23 protein-coding genes and 2 pseudogenes are annotated in these 25132 nt (G+C 69.4%); 17 read left to right on the forward strand and 8 right to left on the reverse strand.

Translation table 11 applies throughout. The features are described 5' to 3' along the window. The first annotated feature begins 235 nt into the window (after window positions 1–235). The 4 genes from dnaK to DL519_RS31355 are packed head-to-tail and all read left to right on the forward strand — an operon-like array spanning window position 236 to window position 4479. Window positions 236–2098 (forward strand): molecular chaperone DnaK, encoded by a 1863-nt coding sequence (dnaK, locus tag DL519_RS31340; RefSeq protein ID WP_190820145.1) that lies wholly within the window; start codon window positions 236–238, stop codon window positions 2096–2098. 17 nt (window positions 2099–2115) lie between these two features. Then, window positions 2116–2817: a nucleotide exchange factor GrpE gene (grpE, locus tag DL519_RS31345; RefSeq protein ID WP_190824333.1), complete on the forward strand. Its 702-nt coding sequence runs from the start codon at window positions 2116–2118 to the stop codon at window positions 2815–2817. A 25-nt stretch (window positions 2818–2842) separates the two neighbouring features. Then, window positions 2843–4024: a molecular chaperone DnaJ gene (dnaJ, locus tag DL519_RS31350; protein ID WP_190820148.1), complete on the forward strand. Its 1182-nt coding sequence runs from the start codon at window positions 2843–2845 to the stop codon at window positions 4022–4024. A 2-nt stretch (window positions 4025–4026) separates the two neighbouring features. Further along, window positions 4027–4479, forward strand: a complete 453-nt coding sequence (locus tag DL519_RS31355; RefSeq protein WP_317891402.1) for a heat shock protein transcriptional repressor HspR — start codon at window positions 4027–4029, stop codon at window positions 4477–4479. 243 nt (window positions 4480–4722) lie between these two features. Here DL519_RS31355 and DL519_RS31360 read toward each other — a convergent pair whose 3' ends face one another. Further along, window positions 4723–5826, reverse strand: a complete 1104-nt coding sequence (locus tag DL519_RS31360) for an FAD-binding oxidoreductase (RefSeq protein WP_223840395.1) — start codon at window positions 5824–5826, stop codon at window positions 4723–4725. A gap of 477 nt (window positions 5827–6303) precedes the next feature. On the opposite strand from DL519_RS31360, the gene DL519_RS31365 reads away from it, so the two are divergent. The 6 genes and pseudogenes from DL519_RS31365 to DL519_RS31390 all read left to right on the forward strand — a co-directional run bounded on the left by DL519_RS31365 (window position 6304) and on the right by DL519_RS31390 (window position 13143). Beyond that, the gene (locus DL519_RS31365; RefSeq protein WP_397545081.1) at window positions 6304–6933 is read left to right on the forward strand and encodes a pyridoxamine 5'-phosphate oxidase family protein; all 630 of its coding nucleotides are present in this window, start codon (window positions 6304–6306) and stop codon (window positions 6931–6933) included. A gap of 252 nt (window positions 6934–7185) precedes the next feature. After that, complete coding sequence (locus DL519_RS31370) at window positions 7186–7668, forward strand: MarR family winged helix-turn-helix transcriptional regulator (protein ID WP_190820154.1); 483 nt, start codon at window positions 7186–7188, stop codon at window positions 7666–7668. 189 nt (window positions 7669–7857) lie between these two features. Then, window positions 7858–8352, forward strand: a complete 495-nt coding sequence (locus DL519_RS31375; protein WP_190820156.1) for a MarR family winged helix-turn-helix transcriptional regulator — start codon at window positions 7858–7860, stop codon at window positions 8350–8352. An 80-nt stretch (window positions 8353–8432) separates the two neighbouring features. Further along, a complete protein-coding gene (locus tag DL519_RS31380) occupies window positions 8433–10967 on the forward strand; it encodes an MFS transporter (protein WP_449619149.1) in 2535 nt (844 codons plus the stop codon). 169 nt (window positions 10968–11136) lie between these two features. Further along, complete coding sequence (locus tag DL519_RS31385) at window positions 11137–11988, forward strand: YceI family protein (protein WP_190820160.1); 852 nt, start codon at window positions 11137–11139, stop codon at window positions 11986–11988. 263 nt (window positions 11989–12251) lie between these two features. Further along, window positions 12252–13143 (forward strand): annotated as a pseudogene (locus DL519_RS31390) (transposase family protein). A gap of 80 nt (window positions 13144–13223) precedes the next feature. Here DL519_RS31390 and DL519_RS31395 read toward each other — a convergent pair. After that, window positions 13224–13606 (reverse strand): annotated as a pseudogene (locus DL519_RS31395) (alanine:cation symporter family protein); the annotation flags it as partial. Window positions 13607–13774: 168 nt separating this feature from the next. Between DL519_RS31395 and clpB the strand changes: the two are divergent. After that, window positions 13775–16357 carry an ATP-dependent chaperone ClpB gene (gene clpB, locus DL519_RS31400; RefSeq protein ID WP_190820162.1) on the forward strand — a complete coding sequence of 861 codons (2583 nt, stop codon included), beginning with the start codon at window positions 13775–13777 and terminating at the stop codon, window positions 16355–16357. Window positions 16358–16424: 67 nt separating this feature from the next. Here clpB and DL519_RS49080 read toward each other — a convergent pair whose 3' ends face one another. Together DL519_RS49080 and DL519_RS31405 are read right to left on the reverse strand one after the other, a co-directional pair. Then, on the reverse strand, window positions 16425–16556 hold the full coding sequence (locus DL519_RS49080) for a hypothetical protein (RefSeq protein WP_263399740.1): 132 nt from the start codon (window positions 16554–16556) through the stop codon (window positions 16425–16427). Window positions 16557–16664: 108 nt separating this feature from the next. Further along, window positions 16665–17891, reverse strand: a complete 1227-nt coding sequence (locus DL519_RS31405; protein WP_190820163.1) for an MFS transporter — start codon at window positions 17889–17891, stop codon at window positions 16665–16667. A gap of 126 nt (window positions 17892–18017) precedes the next feature. Here DL519_RS31405 and DL519_RS31410 point away from each other — a divergent pair, with 126 nt between their 5' ends. From DL519_RS31410 to DL519_RS31420, 3 genes are all read left to right on the forward strand, one after another. Further along, window positions 18018–18647, forward strand: coding sequence for a TetR/AcrR family transcriptional regulator (locus DL519_RS31410; protein WP_168585795.1), 630 nt, complete (start codon window positions 18018–18020; stop codon window positions 18645–18647). Between the two features lie 70 nt (window positions 18648–18717). Next, window positions 18718–18894 (forward strand): hypothetical protein, encoded by a 177-nt coding sequence (locus DL519_RS31415; RefSeq protein WP_190820165.1) that lies wholly within the window; start codon window positions 18718–18720, stop codon window positions 18892–18894. A 126-nt stretch (window positions 18895–19020) separates the two neighbouring features. Further along, window positions 19021–19785 (forward strand): type III secretion system chaperone family protein, encoded by a 765-nt coding sequence (locus DL519_RS31420; RefSeq protein WP_223839792.1) that lies wholly within the window; start codon window positions 19021–19023, stop codon window positions 19783–19785. Window positions 19786–20299: 514 nt separating this feature from the next. On the opposite strand, the gene DL519_RS31425 is transcribed toward DL519_RS31420, so the two are convergent. Beyond that, window positions 20300–20983 (reverse strand): collagen-like domain-containing protein, encoded by a 684-nt coding sequence (locus tag DL519_RS31425; protein WP_190820168.1) that lies wholly within the window; start codon window positions 20981–20983, stop codon window positions 20300–20302. Between the two features lie 627 nt (window positions 20984–21610). Between DL519_RS31425 and DL519_RS31430 the strand changes: the two genes are divergently transcribed. From DL519_RS31430 to DL519_RS31440, 3 genes are read left to right on the forward strand one after another with little or no spacing between them, the layout of a single operon-like run. Next, the gene (locus DL519_RS31430; protein ID WP_190820170.1) at window positions 21611–22384 is read left to right on the forward strand and encodes an SDR family NAD(P)-dependent oxidoreductase; all 774 of its coding nucleotides are present in this window, start codon (window positions 21611–21613) and stop codon (window positions 22382–22384) included. Window positions 22385–22431: 47 nt separating this feature from the next. Then, complete coding sequence (gene pyrE / locus DL519_RS31435; protein ID WP_190820172.1) at window positions 22432–22980, forward strand: orotate phosphoribosyltransferase; 549 nt, start codon at window positions 22432–22434, stop codon at window positions 22978–22980. Next, window positions 22977–23621, forward strand: a complete 645-nt coding sequence (locus DL519_RS31440; protein WP_190820173.1) for a TrmH family RNA methyltransferase — start codon at window positions 22977–22979, stop codon at window positions 23619–23621. Before pyrE ends, DL519_RS31440 begins: the two co-directional genes overlap by 4 nt. Here the strand turns inward: DL519_RS31440 and DL519_RS31445 are convergent, their stop codons facing one another. The 3 genes from DL519_RS31445 to DL519_RS31455 form a co-directional block, all read right to left on the reverse strand. Next, window positions 23622–24014 carry a VOC family protein gene (locus DL519_RS31445; RefSeq protein ID WP_190820175.1) on the reverse strand — a complete coding sequence of 131 codons (393 nt, stop codon included), beginning with the start codon at window positions 24012–24014 and terminating at the stop codon, window positions 23622–23624. Between the two features lie 104 nt (window positions 24015–24118). Then, window positions 24119–24808, reverse strand: coding sequence for a DedA family protein (locus tag DL519_RS31450; protein WP_223839793.1), 690 nt, complete (start codon window positions 24806–24808; stop codon window positions 24119–24121). Between the two features lie 105 nt (window positions 24809–24913). After that, window positions 24914–25126 (reverse strand): hypothetical protein, encoded by a 213-nt coding sequence (locus DL519_RS31455; protein WP_190820177.1) that lies wholly within the window; start codon window positions 25124–25126, stop codon window positions 24914–24916. Window positions 25127–25132 lie beyond the last annotated feature (6 nt).

The following is a 25132-nucleotide window of genomic DNA, read 5'->3' on the forward strand; positions in this document are numbered from 1 at the left end:
CGTGTCGGCTTCCGGCCGCCGATTCGCCGGGTTCCGATCACGGCGGCGGTGTCGGCCACGTCACTCCCCGGAACTCTCGTGCCTGGTCAACCGTTGTGTTGGCAGAAAGCTTGAGTGACCCGCGCTCAATCCGGATTGACGATGATGACGAGCAGTGGGTAAAACTTGAGTGAGCAAGGCTCAAGGGCCGGGATGGCGCTTGGGCGCACAGGCAACAAGTCGGGAGGAAAGCAGCATGGCGCGAGCGGTCGGTTTCGACCTGGGGACGACCAACTCCGTCGCTACCGTCCTGGAGGGCGGTGAATCGACGGTGATCACCAACTCCGAGGGCTCGCGGACCACGCCGTCCATCGTGGCCTTCGCGAAGAACGGCGAGATCCTCACCGGTCAGCCAGCGAAGAACCAGGCGGTCACGAACGTGGACCGCACCATCCGGTCGGTCAAGCGGCACATGGGCACCGACTGGAAGGTCCAGATCGACGACAAGACCTACACGCCGCAGGAGATCAGCGCCCGCGTGCTGATGAAGCTCAAGCGGGACGCCGAGTCGTACCTGGGCGAGGAGGTCACCGACGCGGTGATCACCGTCCCGGCCTACTTCGAGGACGCCCAGCGGCAGGCCACCAAGGAAGCCGGCCAGATCGCCGGCCTCAACGTGCTGCGCATCGTCAACGAGCCGACCGCCGCCGCGCTGGCCTACGGCCTCGACAAGGGCGAGAAGGAACAGACCATCCTGGTCTTCGACCTCGGTGGCGGCACCTTCGACGTCTCGCTGCTGGAGATCGGCGAGGGCGTTGTCGAGGTGCGGGCCACCAGCGGTGACAACCACCTCGGTGGTGACGACTGGGACGAGCGCATCGTCGAGTGGCTGGTCGACAAGTTCAAGTCCTCGTCGGGCATCGACCTGACCAAGGACCGGATGGCCATGCAGCGGATCAAGGAAGCCGCCGAGAAGGCCAAGATCGAGCTGTCCAGCTCCTCCACGGCGAACATCAACCTGCCGTACATCACCGTCGACGCGGACAAGAACCCGCTGTTCCTGGACGAGACGCTGTCCCGCGCCGAGTTCCAGCGGATCACCTCCGACCTGCTGGAGCGCTGCCGCAAGCCGTTCGAGGCGGCCATCCGCGACGCCGGTGTCAAGCTCGACGACATCGACCACGTGGTGCTGGTCGGCGGTTCCACCCGCATGCCCGCGGTCAGCGACCTGGTCAAGGACCTGACCGGCGGCCGGGAGCCGAACAAGGGTGTCAACCCGGACGAGGTCGTCGCCGTCGGCGCCGCCCTGCAGGCCGGTGTGCTGCGCGGTGAGGTCAAGGACGTCCTGCTGCTGGACGTCACCCCGCTGTCCCTGGGCATCGAGACCAAGGGCGGCATCATGACCAAGCTCATCGAGCGCAACACCACGATCCCGACCAAGCGCTCCGAGACCTTCACCACCGCCGACGACAACCAGCCGTCGGTGCAGATCCAGGTCTTCCAGGGCGAGCGCGAGATCGCCGCGCACAACAAGAAGCTCGGCATGTTCGAGCTCACCGGTCTTCCGCCGGCGCCGCGCGGCTTGCCGCAGATCGAGGTCACCTTCGACATCGACGCCAACGGCATCGTGCACGTCTCCGCCAAGGACCTGGGCACCGGCAAGGAGCAGTCGATGACGATCACCGGCGGCTCCGCGCTGCCGAAGGACGACATCGACCGGATGGTCAAGGACGCCGAGTCGCACGCCGACGAGGACAAGAAGCGTCGCGAGGAGGCCGAGGCCCGCAACCAGGCCGAGACGCTGGTCTACCAGACCGAGAAGGTCCTCAAGGAGAACGACGAGAAGCTGCCGGCCGACGTCAAGGACAAGGTCAAGGCCGCCGTCGGCGAGGTGAACGAGGCGCTCAAGGGCGACGACGTGCCCGCCATCTCCGCAGCCGTGGAGAAGCTCGCCACCGAGTCGCAGGCCCTCGGCCAGGCGCTGTACGCCGACGCGGGTGCCAACGCCGCGGCCGGTGCCGGTGCCGCCGGTGCCGGTGCCGCCGGGGCGAGCTCATCGAAGGACGACGACGTGGTGGACGCGGAGATCGTCGAAGACGAGGACGAGAAGAAGAAGTGACCGCGGACAGGCCGGAAATGTCGCGCAATGAAGGCGAGCAGGAGCCGGTGGTGGTCCGGGATCGGCGGCGCATCGACCCCGTGACCGGCCAGCGCCGGGTGCCCGCTCCGAGCGGAGAAGAGGCGCAGGTGGCCGAAAGCATGTCCGGCACCCTCGACGAGGACATCGTCGGGAACGCCGAGCAGGAGGCCGCGCAGCCGGCGGCCGAGCAGCCCGAGCCCGAAGAGGCGGCGGGCGACTCGGCCGGGCTGCAGCAGCAGGTCGACGAGCTCACCGCCGACCTCAAGCGGGTCACCGCGGAGTACGCGAACTACCGCAAGCGGGTGGAACGCGACCGCGAAGCGGTGATCGCCGGTGCGAAGGCGTTGGTGGCCGCCGACCTGCTGACGGTGCTCGACGACCTCGACCGCGCCGAGGCCCACGGCGACCTCAACGGCGCGTTCAAGGCCGTGGCGGACAAGCTGGTCGCGACGCTGAACTCGGCCGGGCTGGAGCCCTTCGGCGCGGAAGGCGACGAGTTCGACCCGTCGGTGCACGAGGCGGTGCAGCACAGCACCTCCCCGGACGTGAACGGGCCGACCGTGACGACCGTTCTGCGCCGCGGCTACCGGTTCGGCGACCGGGTGCTGCGTCCGGCGATGGTCGCGGTGACCGACCACGAGCCGGCCGCCGAGCCCGCCGAACCGGCGACCGGCGAGAACCAGGCCGAGCAGGGTTGATGAGGAACGGAGGGAGGAGCGCCCGGTGAGCGCCAGGGAATGGCTTGACAAGGATTTCTACGCCGAGCTGGGCGTCTCCTCCGCGGCTTCGGCCGACGAGATCAAGAAGGCGTACCGGAAGCTGGCGCGGGAGAACCACCCCGACGCCAACCCCGGCAACGCCCAGGCCGAAGCCAAGTTCAAGGCCGTCTCCGAGGCCTACGGGGTGCTCTCCGACCCGGACAAGCGAAAGCAGTACGACGAGGCCCGGAAGCTGTTCGGCGCCGGCGGTTTCGGCGGCGGCCAGGGCGGTTTCGGTGGTTTCGGCGGTCCGGGTGGCACCGGCAGCTTCGACATCGGTGACCTCTTCGGCGGCGCCGGGGGCGGTGGTGGTGGCGGCGGCGGGCTCGGCGACCTCTTCGGTGGCCTGTTCGGCGGTCGCCGCCCCGGGGCCACCACGGCGAATCGCCCGAAGCGCGGCGCCGACGTGGAGACCGAGGTGCGCATCGACTTCGCCGAGGCGGCGCGCGGGGCCACGGTTCCGCTGCGGCTGTCCAGCCCGGTGAGCTGCCCGACCTGCCACGGTTCGGGTGCCAAGCCGGGCACCCGGCCGCGCTCCTGCACAACCTGCTCTGGTTCCGGGCTGGTGACCCGCAACCAGGGTGCGTTCGCGTTCAGCGAGCCGTGCCCGGATTGCCGGGGTCGCGGTCAGCTGATCGACGACCCGTGCCCGGACTGCCGCGGCGAAGGGGTCAGCACCCGCAGCCGGACGCTGACGGTGCGGATCCCGGCCGGGGTTTCCGACGGACAGCGGATCAGGTTGGCGGGACAGGGCGAACCCGGTCGGCAGGGCGCCGCCGCGGGCGATCTGTACGTGGTGGTGCACGTCAGCCCGCACCGGGTGTTCGGACGTTCCGGTGACGACCTGACGATCACGGTTCCGGTCACCTTCCCCGAACTGGCGCTGGGCACTACGTTGACCGTGCCGACCCTGGGCGGGAAGGTGACGCTGAAGGTCCCGGCCGGGACCGGCAGCGGCCGCACCTTCCGGGTGCGTGGCAAGGGCGTGGGCAAGAAGGACGGCAGCAGCGGGGATCTCCTGGTGACGCTGCAGGTCGTGGTTCCGTCCAAATTGGACGACAAGGCGGCCGAGGCGCTGGCGGACTACGCGAAGGCGACCGCCGACCACGATCCGCGCCGCGACCTGAACGAGCTGCTCGGGAGGTAGTCATGGCCGGTCGCCCAATGGATCCGGGCTTCGGGTTCCCGCCGGGGGCCAACGAGGACACGCCGATGTTCGTGATCTCGGTGGCCGCGCAGCTGTCCGGGCTGCACGCGCAGACCCTGCGCAGCTACGACCGGCTGGGCCTGGTCTCGCCCGGGCGCACCCCTGCGGGCGGCCGCCGCTACTCCCTGCGAGACGTCGCCCTGCTCCGCGAGGTGCAGCGCCTCTCCCAGGAGGAGGGCGTGAACCTGGCGGGCATCAAGCGGATCATCGATCTTGAGAACGAGGTCGACGCGCTCCGCGCCAAGGTCCAGGAACTGGCCGAAGAGGTGGCGGCGGCCCATGCGGCGGCCGAACAGGCGGCGGCCGCGGTGCACGCCTCCTACCGCCGGGACCTGGTCCCGATCCGCCAGGAAACGGCCCTGGTCGTCTGGAAACCAGACCGCAAACGGCGCTGACCGCTGGCGATAGCAACGCTGGAAGGGCGCCTGATGGCCGCGAGCCGGCCATCAGGCGCCCTTCGCGTTCGTGCCGCCTGCCGGGCCGGCTCCCGGCCCGCGTCCTGGCGCGTTACCTGGAGCGGAGCGTGGTGATTTCGCGGGCGCGGCTTCCTGCTCGAACCGCGCGCTGCCGACGACTGAGGGGCGTCTTCGACCAGATCGGTCGAAGACGCCCCCCGTCGCTCGGTCGTCAGGCGGTGATCAGTCCAGGGTGAACGGGTCGTAGCGGATGTGGTCGAGGGGCGTGCCCGCGACGAGCATCCGGGAGACCGTGGCCCGGATCATCCCCGGCGAGCCGCTGACCAGGACGTCCCAGTCCTGCCACGCGCCGTAGCGGGTCACTGCCTCGGCGAGCGTGCCGTGCTCCGCACCCGAGACGCCCGGGTCGTCCTCCACCACCGGCGTGATCGTCAGCCACGGGTTGTGCATCGCGACGCGCTGCAGGTTCTCCAGGTCGTAGAGGTCCTCGCGGGTCCGGCCGCCGTAGAACAGCTGCACGCGTGGGTTCTCCCCGTACTGCGCGAGGTCGTCGATGATCGCGCGCATCGGGGTCACTCCCGTACCGCCGGCGATCATCAGGACGTCCGGCGAGGTCTCCCGGTTCACGGTCAGCCGACCCATTGGCGAGCCGATCCGCCACTGGTCGCCGGGGCGGGCGTGTCCGACCAGCGCGCGGCTGACCCAGCCGCCTTCCACTGAACGGATGTGGAACTCCATGATCCCGTCGTCGCTCGGCGCGTTGGCGGGGGTCAGGTAGCGCCACAGCCGGGGCCGCTGCGGCACCTCCACGCTTACGTACTGGCCAGGCTGGTACGGCACCGGGTGGTCAGGCTGGACGCGGATCACCGCGACGTCCCAGCTGAGCCGCTTGTGGTGCAGAATCTGGCCGGTGTACCAGGCGGGGCCGTCGTCGGCGGCGGCCGCCTCGGTCATCGCGGAGGCCATCACGGTGTAGGCCTCGGCCCAGGCGCGCTCCACGCTGTCGGTCCAGGCGTCGCCGGCGTACCTCTTGATCGAGGCGAGCAGCGCGGTGCCCACAGCCTCGTAGTGCGCGGTGACCACGCCGAACTTGCGGTGGTCGCGCCCGAGCTGGTGCAGGAACGGCAACAGCTCGTCCGGCCTGTCGACCATCTGGATCACGTGCACGAGCGCTCGCAGCAGCCTGCTGCGCTGCACTTCCATGTTCACCGCGAACAGGTCGCGGGTGGCCGGTGAGAGGCTGAAAAGCATGCCGTAGAAGAACCTCGAAACATCGTCGGTATGCGGCTCGACGACTGCGAAGCTCTCGCGGATGAGGCGAACCATCTTGCTCACACCGGAGTTCGACGGCTCGTGGTTCGGGGGTCCGGGGCTCAGTACGGCGTTCGCTGTCATGGTTCGGGGCAGCCTTCTCCACGTTGGCGGTCGTACCCAGGCAGGCACACCACTACTTGCAAGCGTCCCCCGACACAAGGTGGACCCTAACTCGTGCCTCGTGACGCGTCTGCCTTGATGCCACTTTTGAGTGCTTCATAACTACTTCACGTAGATAATGCATGGAACTGTCCGGGGGAACCTAGTATTCACCGTTGTTAGCAGAGAGGTGGACGTGACACGGTGACGCGCGTGATCCCCGACCACCTACCCCCGACCGGTACCGCCAACGCGGCACTGCTGGAGCTGGAGCTCTCAGAACCGCCCACCCCGAACGAGCCCTGGCAGGTCACGACCCCGATCCAGCAGCGCGGCCAGAAGTCCGACGCGCCACCGCGCCACCCGTTCGTCGAGAACGGTCCGGTCCCGCTGCCCGGTTCGGCTGGTGAACACCTGCTGCAGCGCGCCTACGGTACCGAGAAGCGCGCCCGGAAGTTCTACGACGACCAGGTGCTGGATCACCTGAACCCGCTGATGAAGGAGTTCATCGGGCGAATGGAGCTGGCGTTCGTGGCCACCTCCGACCGGCACGGTGAGTGCGACTCCAGCCTGCGCGCGGGCCCGGCCGGCTTCATGCAGGTCCTCGATGACCGGCACCTCTGCTACCCGGAGTACCGCGGCAACGGCGTGCTGGCCAGCTTGGGCAACATCAGTGAGAACCCGCACATCGGGATCCTGCTGGTGGACTTCGTGACCGATCTGATCGGCCTGCACGTCAACGGCAAGGCCCGCATCGTCGAGGACGCCGGCCTGCGCGCCATCCACCCCGCGCTGCCCGCCGAGTTCGACCACGGCCGCACGCCCGAGCGCTGGGTCGTGGTGCAGGTCGAGGAGGCCTACATCCACTGCCGCAAGCACATCCCGCGGATGATGCCAGTGCTGCGCCAGCGCAGTTGGGGCACCGACGACGTCAAGCGCAAAGGCGGCGACTACTTCGAGTCCAAGGGCATGCCCCGGCCGTGGCACCGGCCCGAACCGGTGGGCAGCCACGACTGCTGAGCCCACGATCGCAACCGGCACCGCTGGGGGCTCTCAGGTGTGGTCTGGCGAGGACAGCGCCGATGCCGCGTATTTGGTCATACGCAAGTTGGGGATCCCGCAGTCCAGGCGGCGTCTGAGGTTCCGCTACCCGCACCGCCACGCAAATTGAGTTCGGGACAGGCGCTTAGAGTGGGGCGAAACGGACTAGCGTTGGCTTGCGGGTCGGCGATTGGTGCCGCCGGGGTGGTCGGCGGTGCGGGTTGGAGAGCTGTGATCGAGGACGAGGCGCGGAGTTCGACCGGCGGGGTGCGCGAGGAAGGCGTCGACCGGCGTTCAGCGGCTGAGTCCGTCGAGCGCGAGTTGGTGCTGATGTTCCGCCGTGCCCGGAACCTGTCGACCGCCGTGGCCGCGCACGTGCACCCGGACCTCGATCCCGCCTCGTACAGCCTGCTGCTGATGGTCGACGACGCGGGGCCGCTGCGCGGCATGGACGTCGCGGACCGCACCGGGCTGGACAAGTCCACGGTGAGCAGGCAGATCGCGACCCTGGTGGACCTGGACCTGCTGGAGCGGGTGCCGGATCCCGACGACGGCCGGGCCCGCCGCATCCAGCTCTCCGACCTCGGGCGCGAGCGGCTGGCGCAGGTGCGCGCCGAGCGCCGCAAGCACCTGCACGGCCAATTCGCCAGCTGGTCCACCCAGGATCTCAAGGACCTGGCCCGACTCCTGGGCAAGCTCAACGCCATGATGTGAGCACGTTTCACGAGGTGCGGGGCACCCGTGACCCGGTAACCGGGGCACGGGTGCCCCTCTCGCATTTCCCGGCCGGGTGCCCTTGACCCGGTTCTTGATCCTTCCGGTGGGTGGGGTCACAGTCCGACAAGTTGTGTCGCGCAACTAAATGGGCTTATAGTTGCGTGCGGCAACTAAAGGATTGGGCTCATGGGACCGACACACGAGACCTGTGCCGAGCTGCTCCGACCGCTTCGAGCGATGCTCGGGCTCAAACAGGTGGCAATGCAGCGGGGTCAGTTCACGGCAGAGCACGTGCCGTACGCCGCCGCAGGGTTGCTCACCGAACTCGTCTTCCGCGGCGAATGCCGGGCCTCGGACCTTGCCCACCACCGGATCGTCGACGCATCCGTGGTGAGCCGCCAGGTCGGCCAGCTCGAACACGCCGGCCTCATCACCCGCCGGCCCGACCCGGCGGACCGGCGCGTAGCGCTGCTGCGCGCCACGCCCGACGGCGAGCGCGCCGTGGCCGAGCTGGAACGCCGGAAGGCGGAGTGGATCGGCGAGGCGCTGGCCCACTGGGACGACGACAAGGTCCGCGAACTCGCCCGACTGCTGGGGGAAGCGATGGACGACATCCGTCGCTACACGATCAACGACGGAGTCTGCGCCGCCGGCTCCGTGACCAAGGAAGGAACTCGATGACCACCTCGACGGAGACGGCGCCGGACGCGACAGCGCCGGCCCGCCGGGACGGGCGCGACGAGCCCGCCGCGGGATCGTCGATGACGCATCGGCAGATCCTGGAGGCGATGTCGGGTCTGATGCTGGCGCTGTTGGTCGCCATCCTCAGCTCGACGATCGTCTCGAACGCGCTGCCCCGGATCATCGCCGACCTGGGCGGCACCCAGAGCCAGTACGCCTGGGTGGTCACGGCGATGCTGCTCACCTCGACCGCATCCACCCCGATCTGGGGCAAGCTCTCCGACCTGTTCAGCAAGAAGCTGCTCTACCAGCTGGCCATCACGATCTTCACGATCGGCTCGGTGCTCGGCGGGTTCGCGCAGTCGATGGAGACGCTCATCGGCTTCCGCGCCCTGCAGGGCATCGGCATGGGCGGCCTGCAGGCGCTGATCCAGGTCGTGATCGCGGCGATGGTCTCGCCGCGCGACCGCGGTCGCTACAGCGGCTACATCGGCGCCACCTTCGCGGTCGCCACGGTCAGCGGCCCGCTGGTCGGCGGCCTGATCGTGGACACCTCGTGGTTGGGTTGGCGCTGGTGCTTCTGGGTGACCGTGCCGATCGCGGTGATCGCCTTCATCGTGCTGGGCCGGACGCTGAAGCTGCCGGTGATCAAGCGCCCGGTCAAGATCGACTGGTTCGGCGCGCTGTTCCTGGTCGGCGGCGTGAGCCTGCTGCTGGTGTGGGTCTCGCTGGCCGGCAAGCAGTTCGAATGGTGGTCGGTGGAGACCGCGTCCTACGTCGGTGGCGGCCTGCTCGCGCTGATCATCGCGGTGATCATCGAGACCAAGGTCAGCGAGCCGATCGTGCCGCTGCGGATGTTCCGCAACCCGACGGTCGCGCTGGCCACCATCGGCACCGTCGCGGTCGGCACCGCGATGTTCGGCGGCGCGGTGTTCCTGGGCCAGTACTTCCAGATCGCGCGGAGCTTCACCCCGACGACCGCGGGGCTGATGACGCTACCGATGGTCGGCGGCCTGTTCATCTCCTCGACCGTGTCCGGCCAGATCATCTCCCGGGTCACCGGCAAGATCAAACCGTTCCTGGTGATCGGCTCGATCGTGATGACCGCGTCGATGTGGCTGCTGAGCAGCATCGACCACGAGACGGACCTGGTGCTCGTCGGGGTCTATCTGTTCCTGATGGGCGTCGGCGTCGGCCTGCTGATGCAGAACCTGGTGCTGGCGGTGCAGAACTCCACCAGCGGCAAGGACATGGGGTCGGTGACCTCGGTCGTGACGTTCTTCCGGACCCTCGGCGGTTCGGCCGGCGTCTCGGTCCTTGGCGCGGTGCTGGCCACCCAGGTCTCGGACTACATCATGCGCGGCCTGTCGAAGATCCCCGGCGCGGCGCAGGCAGCAGGCTCGGGCGGCGGTGGTTCGCTGGACGTCAACCACCTGCCGGAACCGGTGCAGACCATCGTGCGGGCGGCCTACGGCGACGCGATCGGCGACATCTTCTTCGTCGCCGCCTGCATCGCGGTGGTCACCTTCCTCGCGGTGATCTTCATCAGCGAGACGCCGCTGCGCACCACGATCGACAGTCACGAGGAAAGGGAGGCGGCTGCCGTGGCCGCGCACGACGACGCTGTGGACAACCTCGCCCGGCCTGTGGACAACTCGGCCGTGGCGCGTCCCGCTGCGAACGGCTCTGCCCAGGTTGGGGGCGTGGGGGCGCACTCGGCGCGACTGGCCGCCGAACCTGTGGACAACTCTGTGGATGGTCGCTCGGATGCCTGGTCAGAGCCTGTTACGGCGCGTCGTTACGCGACCAACGGCAAGCACCTGGCCGGCGACCTGACAGCCCCGGGCGACGGTGGCGGGCTGTTCGTGCACGGCACCGTCCAGGACTCCGTCGGCACCCCGGTCTCCGGGGTGGTGCTCACCCTGACCGACGCCAACGGCCGGCAGGTCGAGCGCGCCCGGACCGCCCACGACGGGCAGTTCCAGCTCGTGGTCGACCACGGCGGCACCTACGTGCTGATCGCCTCCGGCGGCGGCTACCAGCCGACCGCGTCGATGGTCGTGGTCGGCGACCGCCCGGTGCGCCACGACGTTCAGCTGCTCGGCGCCGGGCGGCTCACCGGGCTGGTGCACGTCGGCGGGCAGGGCGTTGCTGGGGCGATGGTGGTGCTCACGGACGTCCGCGGCGAGGTCGTGGCCAGCGCCGGCACCGGACCGGACGGTTTCTACCTGTTCGCCAACCTGGTCGGTGGGGCCTACGCGCTGACCGTCACCGCGCCCGGCTGCCGGCCGGTGGCGAACTCGGTCACGGTGGCCGACGGCGACCAGTCCACGCTGGACGTCGCGTTGCAGTCCGGCACGCAGCTCAGCGGCGTGGTCCGGTCGGCCAATCTCGGGGTCGCGGTGCCGGATGCGCGGGTGACGCTGCTGGACACCGGCGGCGCGGTCGTCGGCGCGGCGACCACCGACATCGACGGCAACTACAGTTTCACCGACCTGCCGGACGGCGAGTACACGGTGATCGCGACCGGATACCCGCCGGTCGCCACCTCGCTGCGGCTCTCGGGTGAGCTGAGCACGCACGACGTCGAGCTCGGCTACCCGCAGGCCGACTGACCAGCGGTCGTGAGTGGTCGTTCCGGTTCTTACCGGAACTCCCGCTCACGACCTGAACGAGAGCCCGCGGATCGGACTGCGCCTGCTCGTGAGTGAAGATTCCGGTTCTTACCGGAACTCCCGCTCACGAGCGGCAGGTGATCCGCAAGCCACGGAGGGGATGTTCTAGATGGATCTCGGCCAACAGCAGGCCGAAGCGCCCGGCGTCGCCGCCGGTTCGGGGGCGGTCACCGCGACGGTGCGCGGCGGCGACGGCTGGCCGGTGCCGGAAGCGGTGCTGACCGTCATCGACGGCACCGGCACCCAGGTCGCCAGGGTGCAGGGCGACGCGCAGGGCTCGGTGGTCGCCGCCGGGCTGAAGTCCGGCACCTACACCGCCATCGTCATGGCGGTCGGGCACGAGCCCGTCGCCCGGACCACGCTGGTGCACGACGGGACGGCGGCCACCCTCGGCGAGGTCGAGCTGCGCCGGGTCGGCGGGGTCGACCTGCCGGCGCCCGGGCTGTGGCGGATCGACCCGGTGCACTCGTCTATCCAGGTCACCGCCAAGCACCTGGGGATCAGCAGCATCCACGGCCGGTTCAACGAGTTCGCCGGCGAGGTCCGCATCGGAAACCCGGTGGAATCGTCCGCAGTGGATGTCCAGATCGTGGCGGCCAGCATCGACACGGCCAACGGGATGCGCGACGACCACCTGCGGAACGCGGACTTCCTGGACGTCGAGCGGCACCCTGAGATCACCTTCCGGTCCACGGGGCTGCGCCCGCGCGGCAGCGACTGCTGGGACCTGGACGGCGAGCTGACGCTGTGCGGGCTGACCCGGCCGGTGCGGCTGGACACCCGGTTCGCCGGGGTCGGCCCGGACCCGTGGGGCGGCACCCGGGCCTCGGCGACGGCGACGACGCAGCTGCGCCGCGAGGACTTCGCGATGACGTTCAACCAGGCCCTGCAAACGGGTATCGCCGCGATCGGCACGACGCTGAAGGTGGAGATCGACATCCAAGCCGTCCGCGAGGACTGAGGTTTCCCCGCAATTTCAATGGAAATCGGACCCTCGATTTCCATTGAAATTGCGAACCCCACGGCGTGTCGGGGCACGACACGCCGTGGGTTGTGGACAACTGCCGCAATTTCCATTGAGGTGATCTCGGTAAGAAGTGGCTGAAGGCGGCCTGCCGGAATGGGTGTGTGATCGGGTAGGGCTGGCCTGGGGAGAGTGGGACGTGGGGTCCCTGGTAGAAGAAGTTCGACCAAGAAACGATCTTCGACCAGGGAAGGCCCCACGTGGTCACGTATTCTGCCAAACTCGATGTTCCCCGTGAACTGGTGCTCTTCCTCAGCAAGCTGCTGGCCGGTGAACGCCGCCGGAAAGGGACCCGCAAGGGGCGCCGGGCGTTGACCACGTTCTGGCAGGCTGTGCTGGTCCTGCGGTGGTTCCGCGACCGCTGCCGACACCACCAAACTGGCCCGCGATCACGGTGTCGCCCGCGCGACCGGCTACCGGTATGTCGACGAGGGCATCGAGGCGCTGGCCGCGCAGGCCCCGGATCTGCACGACGCCCTGCAACGGGCCAAAGACAACGGCGACGCCTATCTGATCCTGGACGGCAAAAACTTCTCCTCCGACCGTCTCGGCGAAAAGACCACCAGCGCCAAAGACACCGAGATCGACCTGTGGTACTCCGGGAAAACCCGCGAACAAGCCGGCAACATCCAAGCACTGACGGACCCGGACGGGTTCCCGCTGTGGGTCTCCGACGTCGAGCCCGGGTCCGTCCACGACATCACCGCCGCTGAAAACCACGTCCTCGGCGCCCTGTACTGGGCTTACTCCCAGCTCGACCTGCCCACCCTGGCCGACGGCGGCTACCAGGGTGCCGGAGCCGGGGTCCTCACCCCGATCAAACACCCCAAAACCAGCAAAGGCCGCCCACTCGACGTCGACAACCAGACCTACAACAAACTGCTGCGCGGCCTGCGCGCCCTCGGCGAACGCGGATTCGCCCTGCTCACCGGCCGTTGGCGCGGCCTGCGCGCCCTCGGCGAACGCGGATTCGCCCTGCTCACCGGCCGTTGGCGCGCCCTACGACACTTCACCACCAGCCCCCGCAAAATCGGCCCCATCGTCAAAGCCGCACTCGTACTCACCCAATTCGAACATGGCCGACTCGCATAACCCCCTACTGAGATCACCTCATTGAAATTGCGGACCGAAATAGCGGAAGCCCCTGCGCGTCAGACCTTTTCGGACCTCCGGACGGTGACGGCGTCCGGGGTATCGCCGCCGGCCAGCACCTGCTGCTGCGCGTCCATCCAAAACTGCGTCTTGGCGATGACGATGGTCAGCGCCGTCGTGGTGCAGATGATCACCGTGTCGATGAACGGCTCCAGCAGGGCGACCAGGCCCTCGGTGCCGGGTGCTTGGTGCACCGCGGAGTGTGAGATGGGCGCAGAGCCGAGCCCGGCCTCGTTGGAGAAGGCAGCGCGCTGGAAGCCGGCGATCGGCACGCCGATCAACGCGCCGGGCGGGCACGGCGTCGAAGTTCACGTCGATGACGATCAGGCTGGCCGTTGATGGTCATCGCCGGGACTAGGCGGCTGGTGACGGCGCCGATGGTCTTGATGCCGCTGATGATGACGGCGAGCCCAGGGCATTCCGCCCAGTCCGACACCTCTTCCGAATCCGCGTGCCCGAACTCACCTGCCTTGAGTGGAACTCGCTCAACTTTCCTCACGTTGACGATGTATAAGATGACGGGTGCGAGAGATGACAGACTCGCACCAGCCGCCCGGCGACGAGGTGAGGAATGGACGCGTTCAACCCGACGACCAAGACCCAGCAGGCGATCTCGTCCGCGGTGCAGGCTGCGACCGTGGCCGGCAACCCGGACGTCGACCCCGGACACCTGCTCGGCGCGCTGCTCGCCCAGGGCGACGGGCTGACCGCGCCGCTGCTGACCGCCGTCGGCGCCGACCCGACGGAAGTGCGCCGCGAGCTGGAACAGCTCATCAACAAGCTGCCGACGGCCAGCGGCAGCACGGTGTCCGCGCCGCAGCTCTCCCGTGACGCGGTCAGGGCGCTGACGCACAGCCAGCGGCTCGCCACCGAGATGGGCGACGAGTACGTCTCCACCGAGCACCTGCTGGTCGGGCTCGCCGCCGAAGGCGGCCGGGTCGCCGACCTGCTGCGAAAGCACGGCGCGACGCCGGAAGCGCTGACCGAGGCCTTCAGCAAGGTGCGCGGGTCGGCGCGGGTGACCAGCCCGGATCCCGAAGGCACCTACAAGGCGCTGGAGAAGTACGGCCAGGACCTCACCGACCGCGCCCGCAAGGGCGAGCTAGACCCGGTGATCGGCCGCGACGCCGAGATCCGGCGCGTCGTGCAGGTGCTGTCCCGCCGCACCAAGAACAACCCGGTGCTCATCGGTGAGCCCGGCGTCGGCAAGACCGCCATCGTGGAGGGCCTGGCCCAGCGCATCGTCGCCGGTGACGTGCCGGAATCGTTGCGCGGCAAGCGCGTCGTGGCGCTGGACCTCGGCTCGATGGTGGCCGGCGCGAAGTACCGCGGCGAGTTCGAGGAGCGGCTCAAGGCGGTGCTCAAGGAGATCACCGAATCGGCCGGCCAGGTCATCACCTTCATCGACGAGCTGCACACCATCGTCGGCGCCGGTGCCTCCGGCGAGGGCGCGATGGACGCCGGCAACATGATCAAGCCGATGCTGGCGCGCGGCGAGCTGCGCATGGTCGGCGCGACCACGCTCGACGAGTACCGCGAGCACATCGAGACCGACGCCGCGCTGGAGCGCCGCTTCCAGCAGGTGCTGGTCGGCGAGCCGAGCCCGGAGGACACCGTCGCGATCCTGCGCGGCCTCAAGGAGCGCTACGAGGTGCACCACGGCGTGCGGATCACCGATGGCGCGCTGGTCGCCGCGGCCACCCTGTCCGACCGCTACATCACCGCCCGGTTCCTGCCGGACAAGGCCATCGACCTGGTCGACGAGGCCGCGTCCCGGCTGCGCATGGAGATCGACTCCCGACCGGTGGAGATCGACGAGGTCGAACGCGCCGTGCGGCGGCTGGAGATCGAGGAGATGGCGCTGTCCAAGGAGGACGACCCGGCCTCGCGGGAGCGGCTGGCTGCGCTGCGCGCCGAACTCGCCGACCGACGCGAGAAGCTGTCCGAGCTGACCGCGCGGTGGCAGCAGGAGAAGGAGTCCATCGAAACGGTCCGCGACCTGAAGACGCAGCTGGAGCAGCTGCGCGGCGAGTCCGAGCGCGCCGAGCGCGACGGCGACCTCGGCAAGGCCGCCGAGCTGCGCTACGGCCGCATCCCGGCGCTGGAGAAGGAACTCGAAGCGGCCGGGCAGACGCAATCCGAGCGCAAGGCGATGCTGCAGGAAGAGGTCACCGCGGACGACGTCGCGGACGTGGTCAGCGCGTGGACCGGCATCCCGGCCGGCCGCCTGCTGGAGGGCGAGACGGCCAAGCTGCTGCGGATGGAGGACGAGCTGGAGAGGCGCGTCGTCGGGCAGTCCGAGGCGGTCCGGGCGGTGTCCGACGCCGTGCGCCGGACGCGCGCCGGGGTCGCCGACCCGGACCGGCCGACCGGCTCGTTCCTGTTCCTCGGGCCGACCGGCGTCGGCAAGACCGAGCTGGCCAAGGCGCTGGCGGGGTTCCTGTTCGACGACGAGCGGGCGATGATCCGCATCGACATGAGCGAGTACGCCGAGAAGCACTCGGTGGCCCGGCTGGTCGGCGCCCCGCCCGGCTATGTCGGCTACGACCAGGGCGGGCAGCTGACCGAATCGGTGCGGCGGCGCCCGTACTCGGTGGTGCTGTTCGACGAGGTGGAGAAGGCCCACTCGGACGTCTTCGACGTGCTGCTGCAGGTGCTCGACGACGGGCGGCTCACCGACGGCCAGGGCCGCACGGTGGACTTCCGCAACACGATCCTGGTGCTGACCTCGAACCTCGGCTCGCAGGCGATCGCGGACCCGAACCTCAGCGAGCAGGAGCGCGAGGAGGCGGTGCGCTCGGTGGTGCGCAGGCACTTCAAGCCGGAGTTCCTGAACCGGCTGGACGACGTGGTGGTGTTCCACTCGCTGTCCACGGACGAGCTGACGTCCATCGTCGACATCCAGGTGGAGCGCCTGGCCCAGCGCCTGGCGCAGCGCCGGCTGACCCTCGACGTGCAACCGGTGGCCCGGGACTGGTTGGCGCTCAACGGTTTCGACCCGGTCTACGGGGCCCGACCGCTGCGCCGCCTGGTTCAGTCGGCGATCGGCGACCAACTGGCCCGGAAGCTCCTGGCGGGAGAAATCCGGGAGGGCGACAAGATCCGGGTCGACACCACGGACGACAACGAATCCCTCGTGGTCACCCCGGCCTGACCTGGGAAGGCGAGGGGCGCCCCCGCCCGGCGAACCGGGTCACGGGTGCCCCTCATCCGGCATTCGCTCAGGGAGCTCTGATCTCCAGCGTGGTCGCGGCGGCGGTCAGCAGGGCCCGTAGCTGCGGGAATTGGTCCTCCGCACCGGCCGCCGGTTCCACGCGAGTGCTGTAGAAGTCCGCCTCGTGCTCGCATCCCACCCATTCGACGTGTCCACAGTGGAGGCCTGGCCAGTGAAGGCACCTTTGCCGACCAAGTCGGTCAAGGGCCCTTCACGCGCGGCCGCGGCGGACGCGCCGGGGTGGCGGTCAGTGGCGGGCGAAGGTGGAGAGGGCCGCCGTCGTCACGAAGATGGCCGCCGTCGCGGTGAAGGCCAGCGTTGCCGTGGTCAGGCCGAAGGCCGTGCTGAGGAATCCCAGGGCGACGCTGGGGACGCTGGCCGACAGGTATGCCACGACGTAGATCAGCGCCGCGGTCCCCGCTCGGTGTTCCGGGGCCGCCAGGCCGGTCAGCATCCGGAAACCGCCCATGAACACCAGGCCCCAGCCCGTGCCGAGCACCGCCGAGCTGACGAAGAACACCGCGGCGCCCTGTTCCAGCGCGGCGGCTGCCACCCCGGCGAGCCCGACGAGCATCAGTGGCGCGCCGAACCGAACCGCGCGCCGGGCCTCCCACCCGGACAGCAGCAGCTGCGCCAGCCCGCCGAACCCGGCCAGCACCGCGACCGCCAAACCGCCCACCAGGTAGGGGTTTCCGCTGACCAGGCCCTTGGCCACCGACGGTCCGAGGGACATGAACATCCCGCCGACGATCCAGGATGCGAGCAGCGTCGTCGCCATCAGCGCAAACGTCCCGCCCTGGCCCGCTGGCACCGTCAGCCGCTGCGGGCGCAGCACCTCGCGCAGCGCGCCGCGTCGTGCGACCGGTTCGGGCATCAGCAGCACACCGGGGATCGCGAGCACGAAACCGAGGATGAGCAGCAGGTAGCTGGTCAGCGTCGGCCCGGGCACGAACTGCACCAGGGCACCCGCCAGCAGCGAACCGAGCGCCATGCCCAGGCCCGCGGAAACTCCGTTGATCAGCGATCCGTGGTTCGAGCCCGGGCGCTGGAAGTCGAGCAGGGCGCCGCTGATCGCGCTGGTCGCCAACCCGGTGGCCAGGCCCTGCAGCGCCCGGCCCGCCAGCAGCCAGCCGACGCCCGGCGCGACCGCGAGCACCAGCATCGAGGCGATCTCCAGCACGAGCCCGGCCAGCAGCACCGGCCTTCGGCCTATGTGGTCGGACAGGGAACCGAACAGCACCAGCGCGAGCAGGATGACCACCGCGTAGACGGCGAAGACCTCGGTGAGAACCGTGGTCGTGAAGTGCCAGCGCTGCTGGTAGATCGAGTACATCGGGGACGGCGCGGTGGAGCCCATCAGGAACAGGGCGTACAGCGCGCCGATGAACCAGAACGAGGCTGGCCGGGACAGGGCGCCGCGTCGGAGGAGCGCTCGGGTGCCGCTGCGGGGCTGGACGAGCTCCGTGGTGGTCATGCCTTTCCTCTGCTTCCAACAGCCGCGGCGGCCTGCTCGCGCAGTCGGCCGGAGCGGAACGGATGATTCCGGTCCGGTCAACCCGGCAGCGGAACGGATCATTCCGGTCCGGCGTATGCTGTGGCCATGGCCACACCGAACAGATCCGCGCGGTACGACGACCAGGTCATCGCCGCAGCTCGCGAGGTGTTCGCCGAGCAGAGCTTCGCGGCGCCGATGGCCGAGGTCGCCAAGCGCGCGGGGGTCGGCGTGGCGAGCGTGTACCGGCGCTACCCGAGCAAGCAGGAACTGATCGAGCAGGTCCGCATCACCGCGTTCCGGCGGATCGTCGACGAGGCGGAGTCGGCCCGCGCCGAGGAAGCCGATCCGTGGCAGGCCCTCGTCCGGTTCATGCGCCGCTGCCTGCGGGAAGGCGCCGGGATCGGTACCGTGCTGCCGCCGATGGACCAGCAGCACACCTACTCCGGGGAGTTCCGGGAGCTGCAGCAGCGCGTCGCGACGGAGATCGAGGACCTGGTCGACGCCGCCAAGCGGGCGGGCGAGCTGCGCTCGGACGTGGACTGGACGGACATCCTGATGCTGTTCAAGCACCTCAACCCCGCGCTGCCGACCAGCGAGTCCCGCCGCGCCGAGCTCCGCGCCCGCTACCTGGGGCTGGTGCTCGAAGGCCTGCGCTCGGGAGGCGCGGAGCTGCCCGGGCCCGCCCCGGAGCGGGACGAGTGGCAGACCCTCTGCGACAACTTCGCCTCTTCCTGACCGGCCGGCCTAGGGCTGGTTTTCGCAGGTCAACGCCAGTGAGTGCGGTCGGGTGCCATGGCACCTCAAAATGACCACGGGCTTTGACCAGGCAAAACGCCATCTCACTAGTGCAGGTTTTCTGCGCCTCAGCGTCCGGCTGGGGCGTTTTTGCTGTTCAGGGGGCATCGCCGCGCACGTCCAGGTGTGCGGCGACGAGCCCGACATCTTCGCCGACCCGGTGGTGGTCCGGGACTGGATCGGCTAGCCGATCGGTGTCTGAACCACCTGATCGGAGGTGCGGTCGGAGCTCATCGCCCCGACCGCACCTCTCCGTGATGCGTTTTCCCAGGTCAGGTTCAGCCGATGGGGCGGTTCCGCACCGGATGTCCAGGTGATCTTCGTGTTCGGCGATGATCGGACTACCCTGCGCAGTGTGGGCATACCTGCGTGGCTCTGGTTCGTCATCGCCGTCGTCGCCATCGGTGCGGGCGTCGCGCTGCTGATCGCCGACCGATCCCAGCGCGCGTCGAACAACCGGGAGCGGCGCCGCTGGGCCGCATTGCGCGGCTGGCAGTTCGCCGAGGCCGACCAGGTCCTGCCGACCAGGTGGGAGCACGGCGTGCTCGCCCAGTACAACGGGGTGACGGCCACCGACGTGGTGGCCGGCTCGACCTTCACCACAGACGGGCGCCGCCAGGTGTACGTCCTCGACCTCGACGTCAACGGCAAGGTCGCCGCGGTGCTGGTCGCCATCCGCTGCCGGCGGAGCTGCCCGGCCACCATCGAGCTGTGGCTGCCCGACGTGCCGGTGCCGCAGGACTCCGGGCTGGACCTGCTCGGCCCGGTCGGCTCGCGGTACGCCTTCGTCACCGAGGTGGCCGCGGCCCGGCCGCTGGTGACGCCGGACCTGGTGGACGCGACCGAGGAAATCGGGCACGACGTCACGGTGGTGTGGCTGGAGAACGACTGGGTGCTCGCGGCCCTGCACCCCGACGACGCCGACCCGGCGCGCCTGGAGCGCCTGCTGCGCGACCTCGGCGACCTCGCCGACCTGATCGACCCGTTCGGCACCGACCCGAACGAGACCGACGGCGCGAACGACGCGGCCGAACTCGTCGACGCCGAGGCGGAGCCGTCGGCAGACCGCTCGCGCTGACCCCAGCAGTCCGCAATTTACATTTTGATCCGCAACTCATTCCGGTGGGTGTCACGGAAACACTGGGACGCGTTGAAGAGGGACCTGAAGCCGATCTACACCGCAACAGGACCGGACAACGACCGGGACCCGGCAGCAACGGCCACCGTCGCGATGCCCAGGATCAACACCAGCGAGTGCCGCACACCCCGCCGACACCGCGATCACGCACCCCGGCAAGCCATTCCCCGGGGATCAGGATCAGCCGCCTTGCCAGCGGCGATCTCCCGAGTCACATCACCACCGGAAAGCGGGGTCATTCGATCGACGGCATCAGGCAGGGTGGGCAAACGGGCTCGGCTCTCTCACATGATCATGGGACTTAGACACTCACATGATCAACAAGAGCCGTGCCCGTCGGTTACCCGGGGTTAACCGACTTTGCCGGAACCCTGGAACCTGATCACGTCACCCACACGAAAGTTCCGGACTAGCAGCATGGGATGTCTTTAGTGCGGTGACATGTCGTCCTTGACTAGCTGGCATCCTGGCCGGAACACCCTCGGCTGGGGACGCCGTGGTCGCCTGCGGGGATGGACCGGGCGGGGACGCCGTGGTCGCCTGCGGGGATGGACCGGGCGGGGACGCCGTGGTCGCCTGCGGGGATGGACCGGGCGGGGACGCCGTGGTCGCCTGCGGGGATGGACCGGGCGGGGACGCCGTGGTCGCCTGCGGGGATGGACCGGGCGGGGACGCCGTGGTCGCCTGCGGGGATGGACCGGGCGGGGACGCCGTGGTCGCCTGCGGGGATGGACCGGGCGGGGACGCCGTGGTCGCCTGCGGGGATGGACCGGGCGGGGACGCCGTGGTCGCCTGCGGGGATGGACCGGGCGGGGACGCCGTGGTCGCCTGCGGGGATGGACCGGGCGGGGACGCCGTGGTCGCCTGCGGGGATGGACCGGGCGGGGACGCCGTGGTCGCCTGCGGGGATGGACCGGGCGGGGACGCCGTGGTCGCCTGCGGGGATGGACCGGGCGGGGACGCCGTGGTCGCCTGCGGGGATGGACCGGGCGGGGACGCCGTGGTCGCCTGCGGGGATGGACCGGGCGGGGACGCCGTGGTCGCCCGCGGGGATGGACCGGGCGGGGACGCCGTGGTCGCCCGCCGGAATGGTCCGGGCCGGATCGATGGATGTAGCAGAGGCCGTGCCAGCAGCCATGAGAGCCGCTCCGGCCAGGACAATCGAAGCTACAATACGAGATGTTCGCATATTTCCTCCGTTGGCGAGTTGTGCTGGTTCATTTCAACAAAACGCAGCATAGTGAGGGAAATGTGAGACAGACGCGAAATGCTCCCGTATTCTTCCCTGATAACCTAGCGCTTCAGTAAAAACGTGCAATCGTAGACAACGTAGCGCCCGGCCGCCCTCACTTATTTCCCTTTTGTACTATGCGAGGTGCGCCAATGAGTCTTTTCATCTTGCTTCGTGTTCGAGGGCCGAAGTTGGCTGTCACCAACATCGCCCAAGCCTTCCGACATCACGTCCGGAACCCACTCTGACCCGCCGCACTACTGCTCACCAGCGAGACCCGGCATTGCCGAGACCGTGCCGGGTGCGGCCAGAGCTCCGGCAAACTCATTTTGGGCGTCGCGGACCGAGTGCAGGCGGTTGGTCGGGTAGGACCGGCGGGTTGCCCCGCCGATCCCCTCTCACACGATCATTCGACATAGACACGCACCTGATCAACAAGAGCCGTACCCGCTCTTTACTCAGAGCAGAAAGACTTTTACCGGAACCCTGCCGGCGGGTGGGCGGGGCGGGTGAAGGTGCCGGTAGGTTCGGCCCATGGCTACCGCACTCGTCACCGGCGCCACCGCGGGCATCGGGCGCGCCTTCTCCCGCCGACTCGCCGCCGAAGGCCACGACATGGTCTTGGTGGCCCGCGACGCCGAACGGCTCGCCGGACTCGCCGATCGCCTGGAGGCCCGGCACGGGGTCCGGGTCGAGGTGCTCCCGGCCGACCTCGCCGACGCGGAGCAGCGCGCCAGGGTCGAGGAGCGCCTCGCCGACGCCGAGCGCCCGGTCGACCTGCTGGTCAACAACGCCGGATTCGGCACGGCCGGCTCGTTCTGGGAAACCACCGGCGCCGAGCTGCAGCGGCAGCTGAACGTCAACGTGGCCGCCGTGCTCGCGCTGACGCACGCGGCGGTGCGCGGGATGCGGGAGCGCGGCCGCGGCGACGTGATCAACGTGTCCAGCGTCGCCGGGTTCTTCCCGGTCGCCGGCTCCACCTACGGGGCGACCAAGGCCTACGTGACCGCCTTCTCCGAGGGCCTGTCGGTGTCGCTGGCCGGAACCGGGGTGCGGATCATGGCACTGTGCCCGGGCTTCACCCAGACCGAGTTCCACCAGCGGGCCGGGCTGGAGATGGGGCGGCTGCCCAGGGCTTTCTGGCTGCAGGCCGACCAGGTGGTGCACGAGGCCCTGGCCGACCTGCGCCGCGACAAGATCGTGTCGGTGCCGGGCGTGCAGTACAAAGCGCTGGTCGCCCTCGGCCGGTTGGTGCCGCATAAGCTCCAGCGCATGATCGTCACCCGCACCGTCCCCGACCGCACCTGAGCCGCCGCCCACCGGCCCCGGCAACCCGGCCGGTATGCTGAAAACTCGTGGTCAAAGTGGATAAACAGCAGCGCACCGAGCTCGCCCGCCTGATCCGGGAAATCGCCGTGGTGCACGGTCGGGTCACCCTGTCCTCCGGGAAGGAAGCCGACTACTACGTCGACCTCCGCCGCGCGACGCTGCACCACCAGGCGGCGCCGCTGATCGGCAGCCTGCTGCGCCAGCTCACCGACGACTGGGACTACGTCGCCGTCGGCGGCCTTACCCTCGGCGCCGACCCCGTCGCCACCGCGATGATGCACGCCGAGGGCCCCGCGCTGGACTCGTTCGTGGTCCGCAAGAGCACCAAGGCGCACGGCATGCAGCGGCTGATCGAAGGCCCGGGCGTCACGGGTCGCCGGGTGCTCGCGGTTGAGGACACCTCCACCACCGGCGGCAGCGTCCTCACCGCCGTCGAGGCGCTGCGCGCGGCAGACGCCGAGGTCGTCGGGGTGGCCACCGTGGTCGACCGCGACACCGGCGCGCGCGAGGCGATCGAAGCCGCCGGGCTGCCCTACCGCTCGCTGCTCGGCCTGGCCGACCTCGGGTTGGCGTGAGCGAGGAAGTCGGTCCCACCGAGTGGGGCACCACGGTCGGCGTCGGTCCCTGGACGGGGCCGTGGCCGACCGACGAGCGCTACGACCCGGAGCTGCTGGAGCACGGCGACCGGCGCAACGTCGTGGACCACTACCGGTACTGGCGGCGCGAGGCGATCGTCGCCGACCTGGACCTGCGGCGGCACGACTTCCACGTGGCCATCGAGAACTTCCAGCACGATCACAACATCGGCACGGTCGTGCGCACCGCGAACGCGTTCGCCGCGAAGGCCGTGCACATCGTGGGGCGGCGGCGCTGGAACCGGCGCGGCGCGATGGTCACCGACCGGTACCAGCACATCCACCACCACCCCGACGTGGAGTCGCTGCGCGGCTACGCGACCGAGCACGACCTCGCGCTGGTGGCGGTGGACAACACCGTCGGCGCGGTGCCGATCGAGCGGACTGCGCTGCCGCGCCGCTGCGTGCTGCTGTTCGGTCAGGAAGGCCCGGGCCTGCGGGACGACTCGCGGCAGGACGCGGACCTGGTGGTGTCCATCGCGCAGTTCGGTTCCACCCGCTCGATCAACGCCGGGGTCGCCGCGGGCGTCGTGATGCACACCTGGATCGAGCAGCACGCGGACCTCGCCGGAGCCTGGTGATCAACCGCGGATGGCCAGCCACTCCTGCAGCTCGATCAGGTTCCCGGCGGGGTCCTTCAGGTGCGCGACGCGCATCCGGTCCGTCATCGGCGCCGGGCCGTTGAGCAGTTCGGCGCCGCGCCCGGTGATCTCCGCGCAGTAGCCGTCGAGGTCGTCCAAGTGCAGCACGACCAGCGACCGGTATGCCGTAGGCGGCTCGCCGAGTTCGCCGAGGACCTCGGCCATCTGCGCGCGGTCCTGCAAGGCGATGGCCGCGGTGCCGCCGTCCGGGCTGAACTTCGCGTACGGCCCGTCCGGGGCCTCGAACTGCGGTTCCAGCCGCAGCACCGCCCGGTAGAAGCGGTAGCAGCTTGGGAAGTCCGCGACGAGGAGGCGGACCTGGGAGAGCTCCATCGGGGTCACTTTCTGCCGTGTTGGGTGGCGATCTTCCCGGAACTGACCCGGAAAGCAGTTCGCGCGGACCCGACGAATCGGATCCGCGCGAACGTGGCGACTGGTCAGCCTGCGGCGTTGCGGGCCTTCTCGCGACGGCCCTTCAGGTACTCGATGATGATCGGGATGACCGAGACCAGCACGATCAGGATCGCCATCGCTTCGAGGTTGTTCCTGATCCACGGGATGTTGCCCAGGAAGAAGCCGAGCATCGTCATACTGACGGTCCACGCGATGCCGCCGATCGCGGAGAAGCTGAAGAACTTCTTCTGGTCCATCTGTGCGACGCCCGCGACCGCGGTGATGAACGTCCGCACGATCGGCACGAACCGGGCCAGGATGATCGCGCGCGCCCCGTACTTCTCGAAGAATTCGTGGGTCTTGTCCACGTGCTCCCGCTTGAACAGCTTCGAGTCCGGCTTGCTGAACATCGACGGCCCGACCTTGCGGCCGATCCAATAACCGGTCACGTTGCCCACGAACGCGCACACAGCCAACAGCAGGCAAACCAGCCAGATCGGGGTGTCGATCGCGCCGGTCGCGACGAACAGGCCGGTCACGAACAGCAGCGAGTCACCGGGGAGGAAGAAGCCGATGAGCAGGCCGCATTCGGCGAAGATGATCAGGCACACGCCGATCAGGGCGAACGGCCCCATCGACTGGATGATGTGCTCCGGATCCAGCCAGTCCGGCAGCAGAGCGAGCGCGGGAGTGTTCGCGGCGGCGTCGACAATCGCGGGCAGTTCGGTCGTCACGCTTGCCAACGGTACCGTGACTGCCCCCGGCCCAGCCCCCGGGCGAGAAACCCGCCGACTTCCCCAGGCAACACCGCCGATCACTCGGTCGCGTGAATATGGCCTTCACCACACGGGATGGAGCAGCGTCAGCGCCCCGACGATGCCGCCGGCCAGGAGACCGAGGACCAGCGCGAACAGCAGCACGCCGACCACCGGGAGGCGCTTCGGCGGAGCGGGCGGAATGGGCGAGGCAGGCGGCGCAGCCGGGCCCGGGCTGCCCCCGGCCTGGGCGCGAAGCGCCGCCGACAAGAGGTGGGCGGGGTCAGGTCGGGTCACACCCCG

Source organism: Saccharopolyspora pogona, assembly GCF_014697215.1.
Classification (GTDB): domain Bacteria; phylum Actinomycetota; class Actinomycetes; order Mycobacteriales; family Pseudonocardiaceae; genus Saccharopolyspora; species Saccharopolyspora hattusasensis.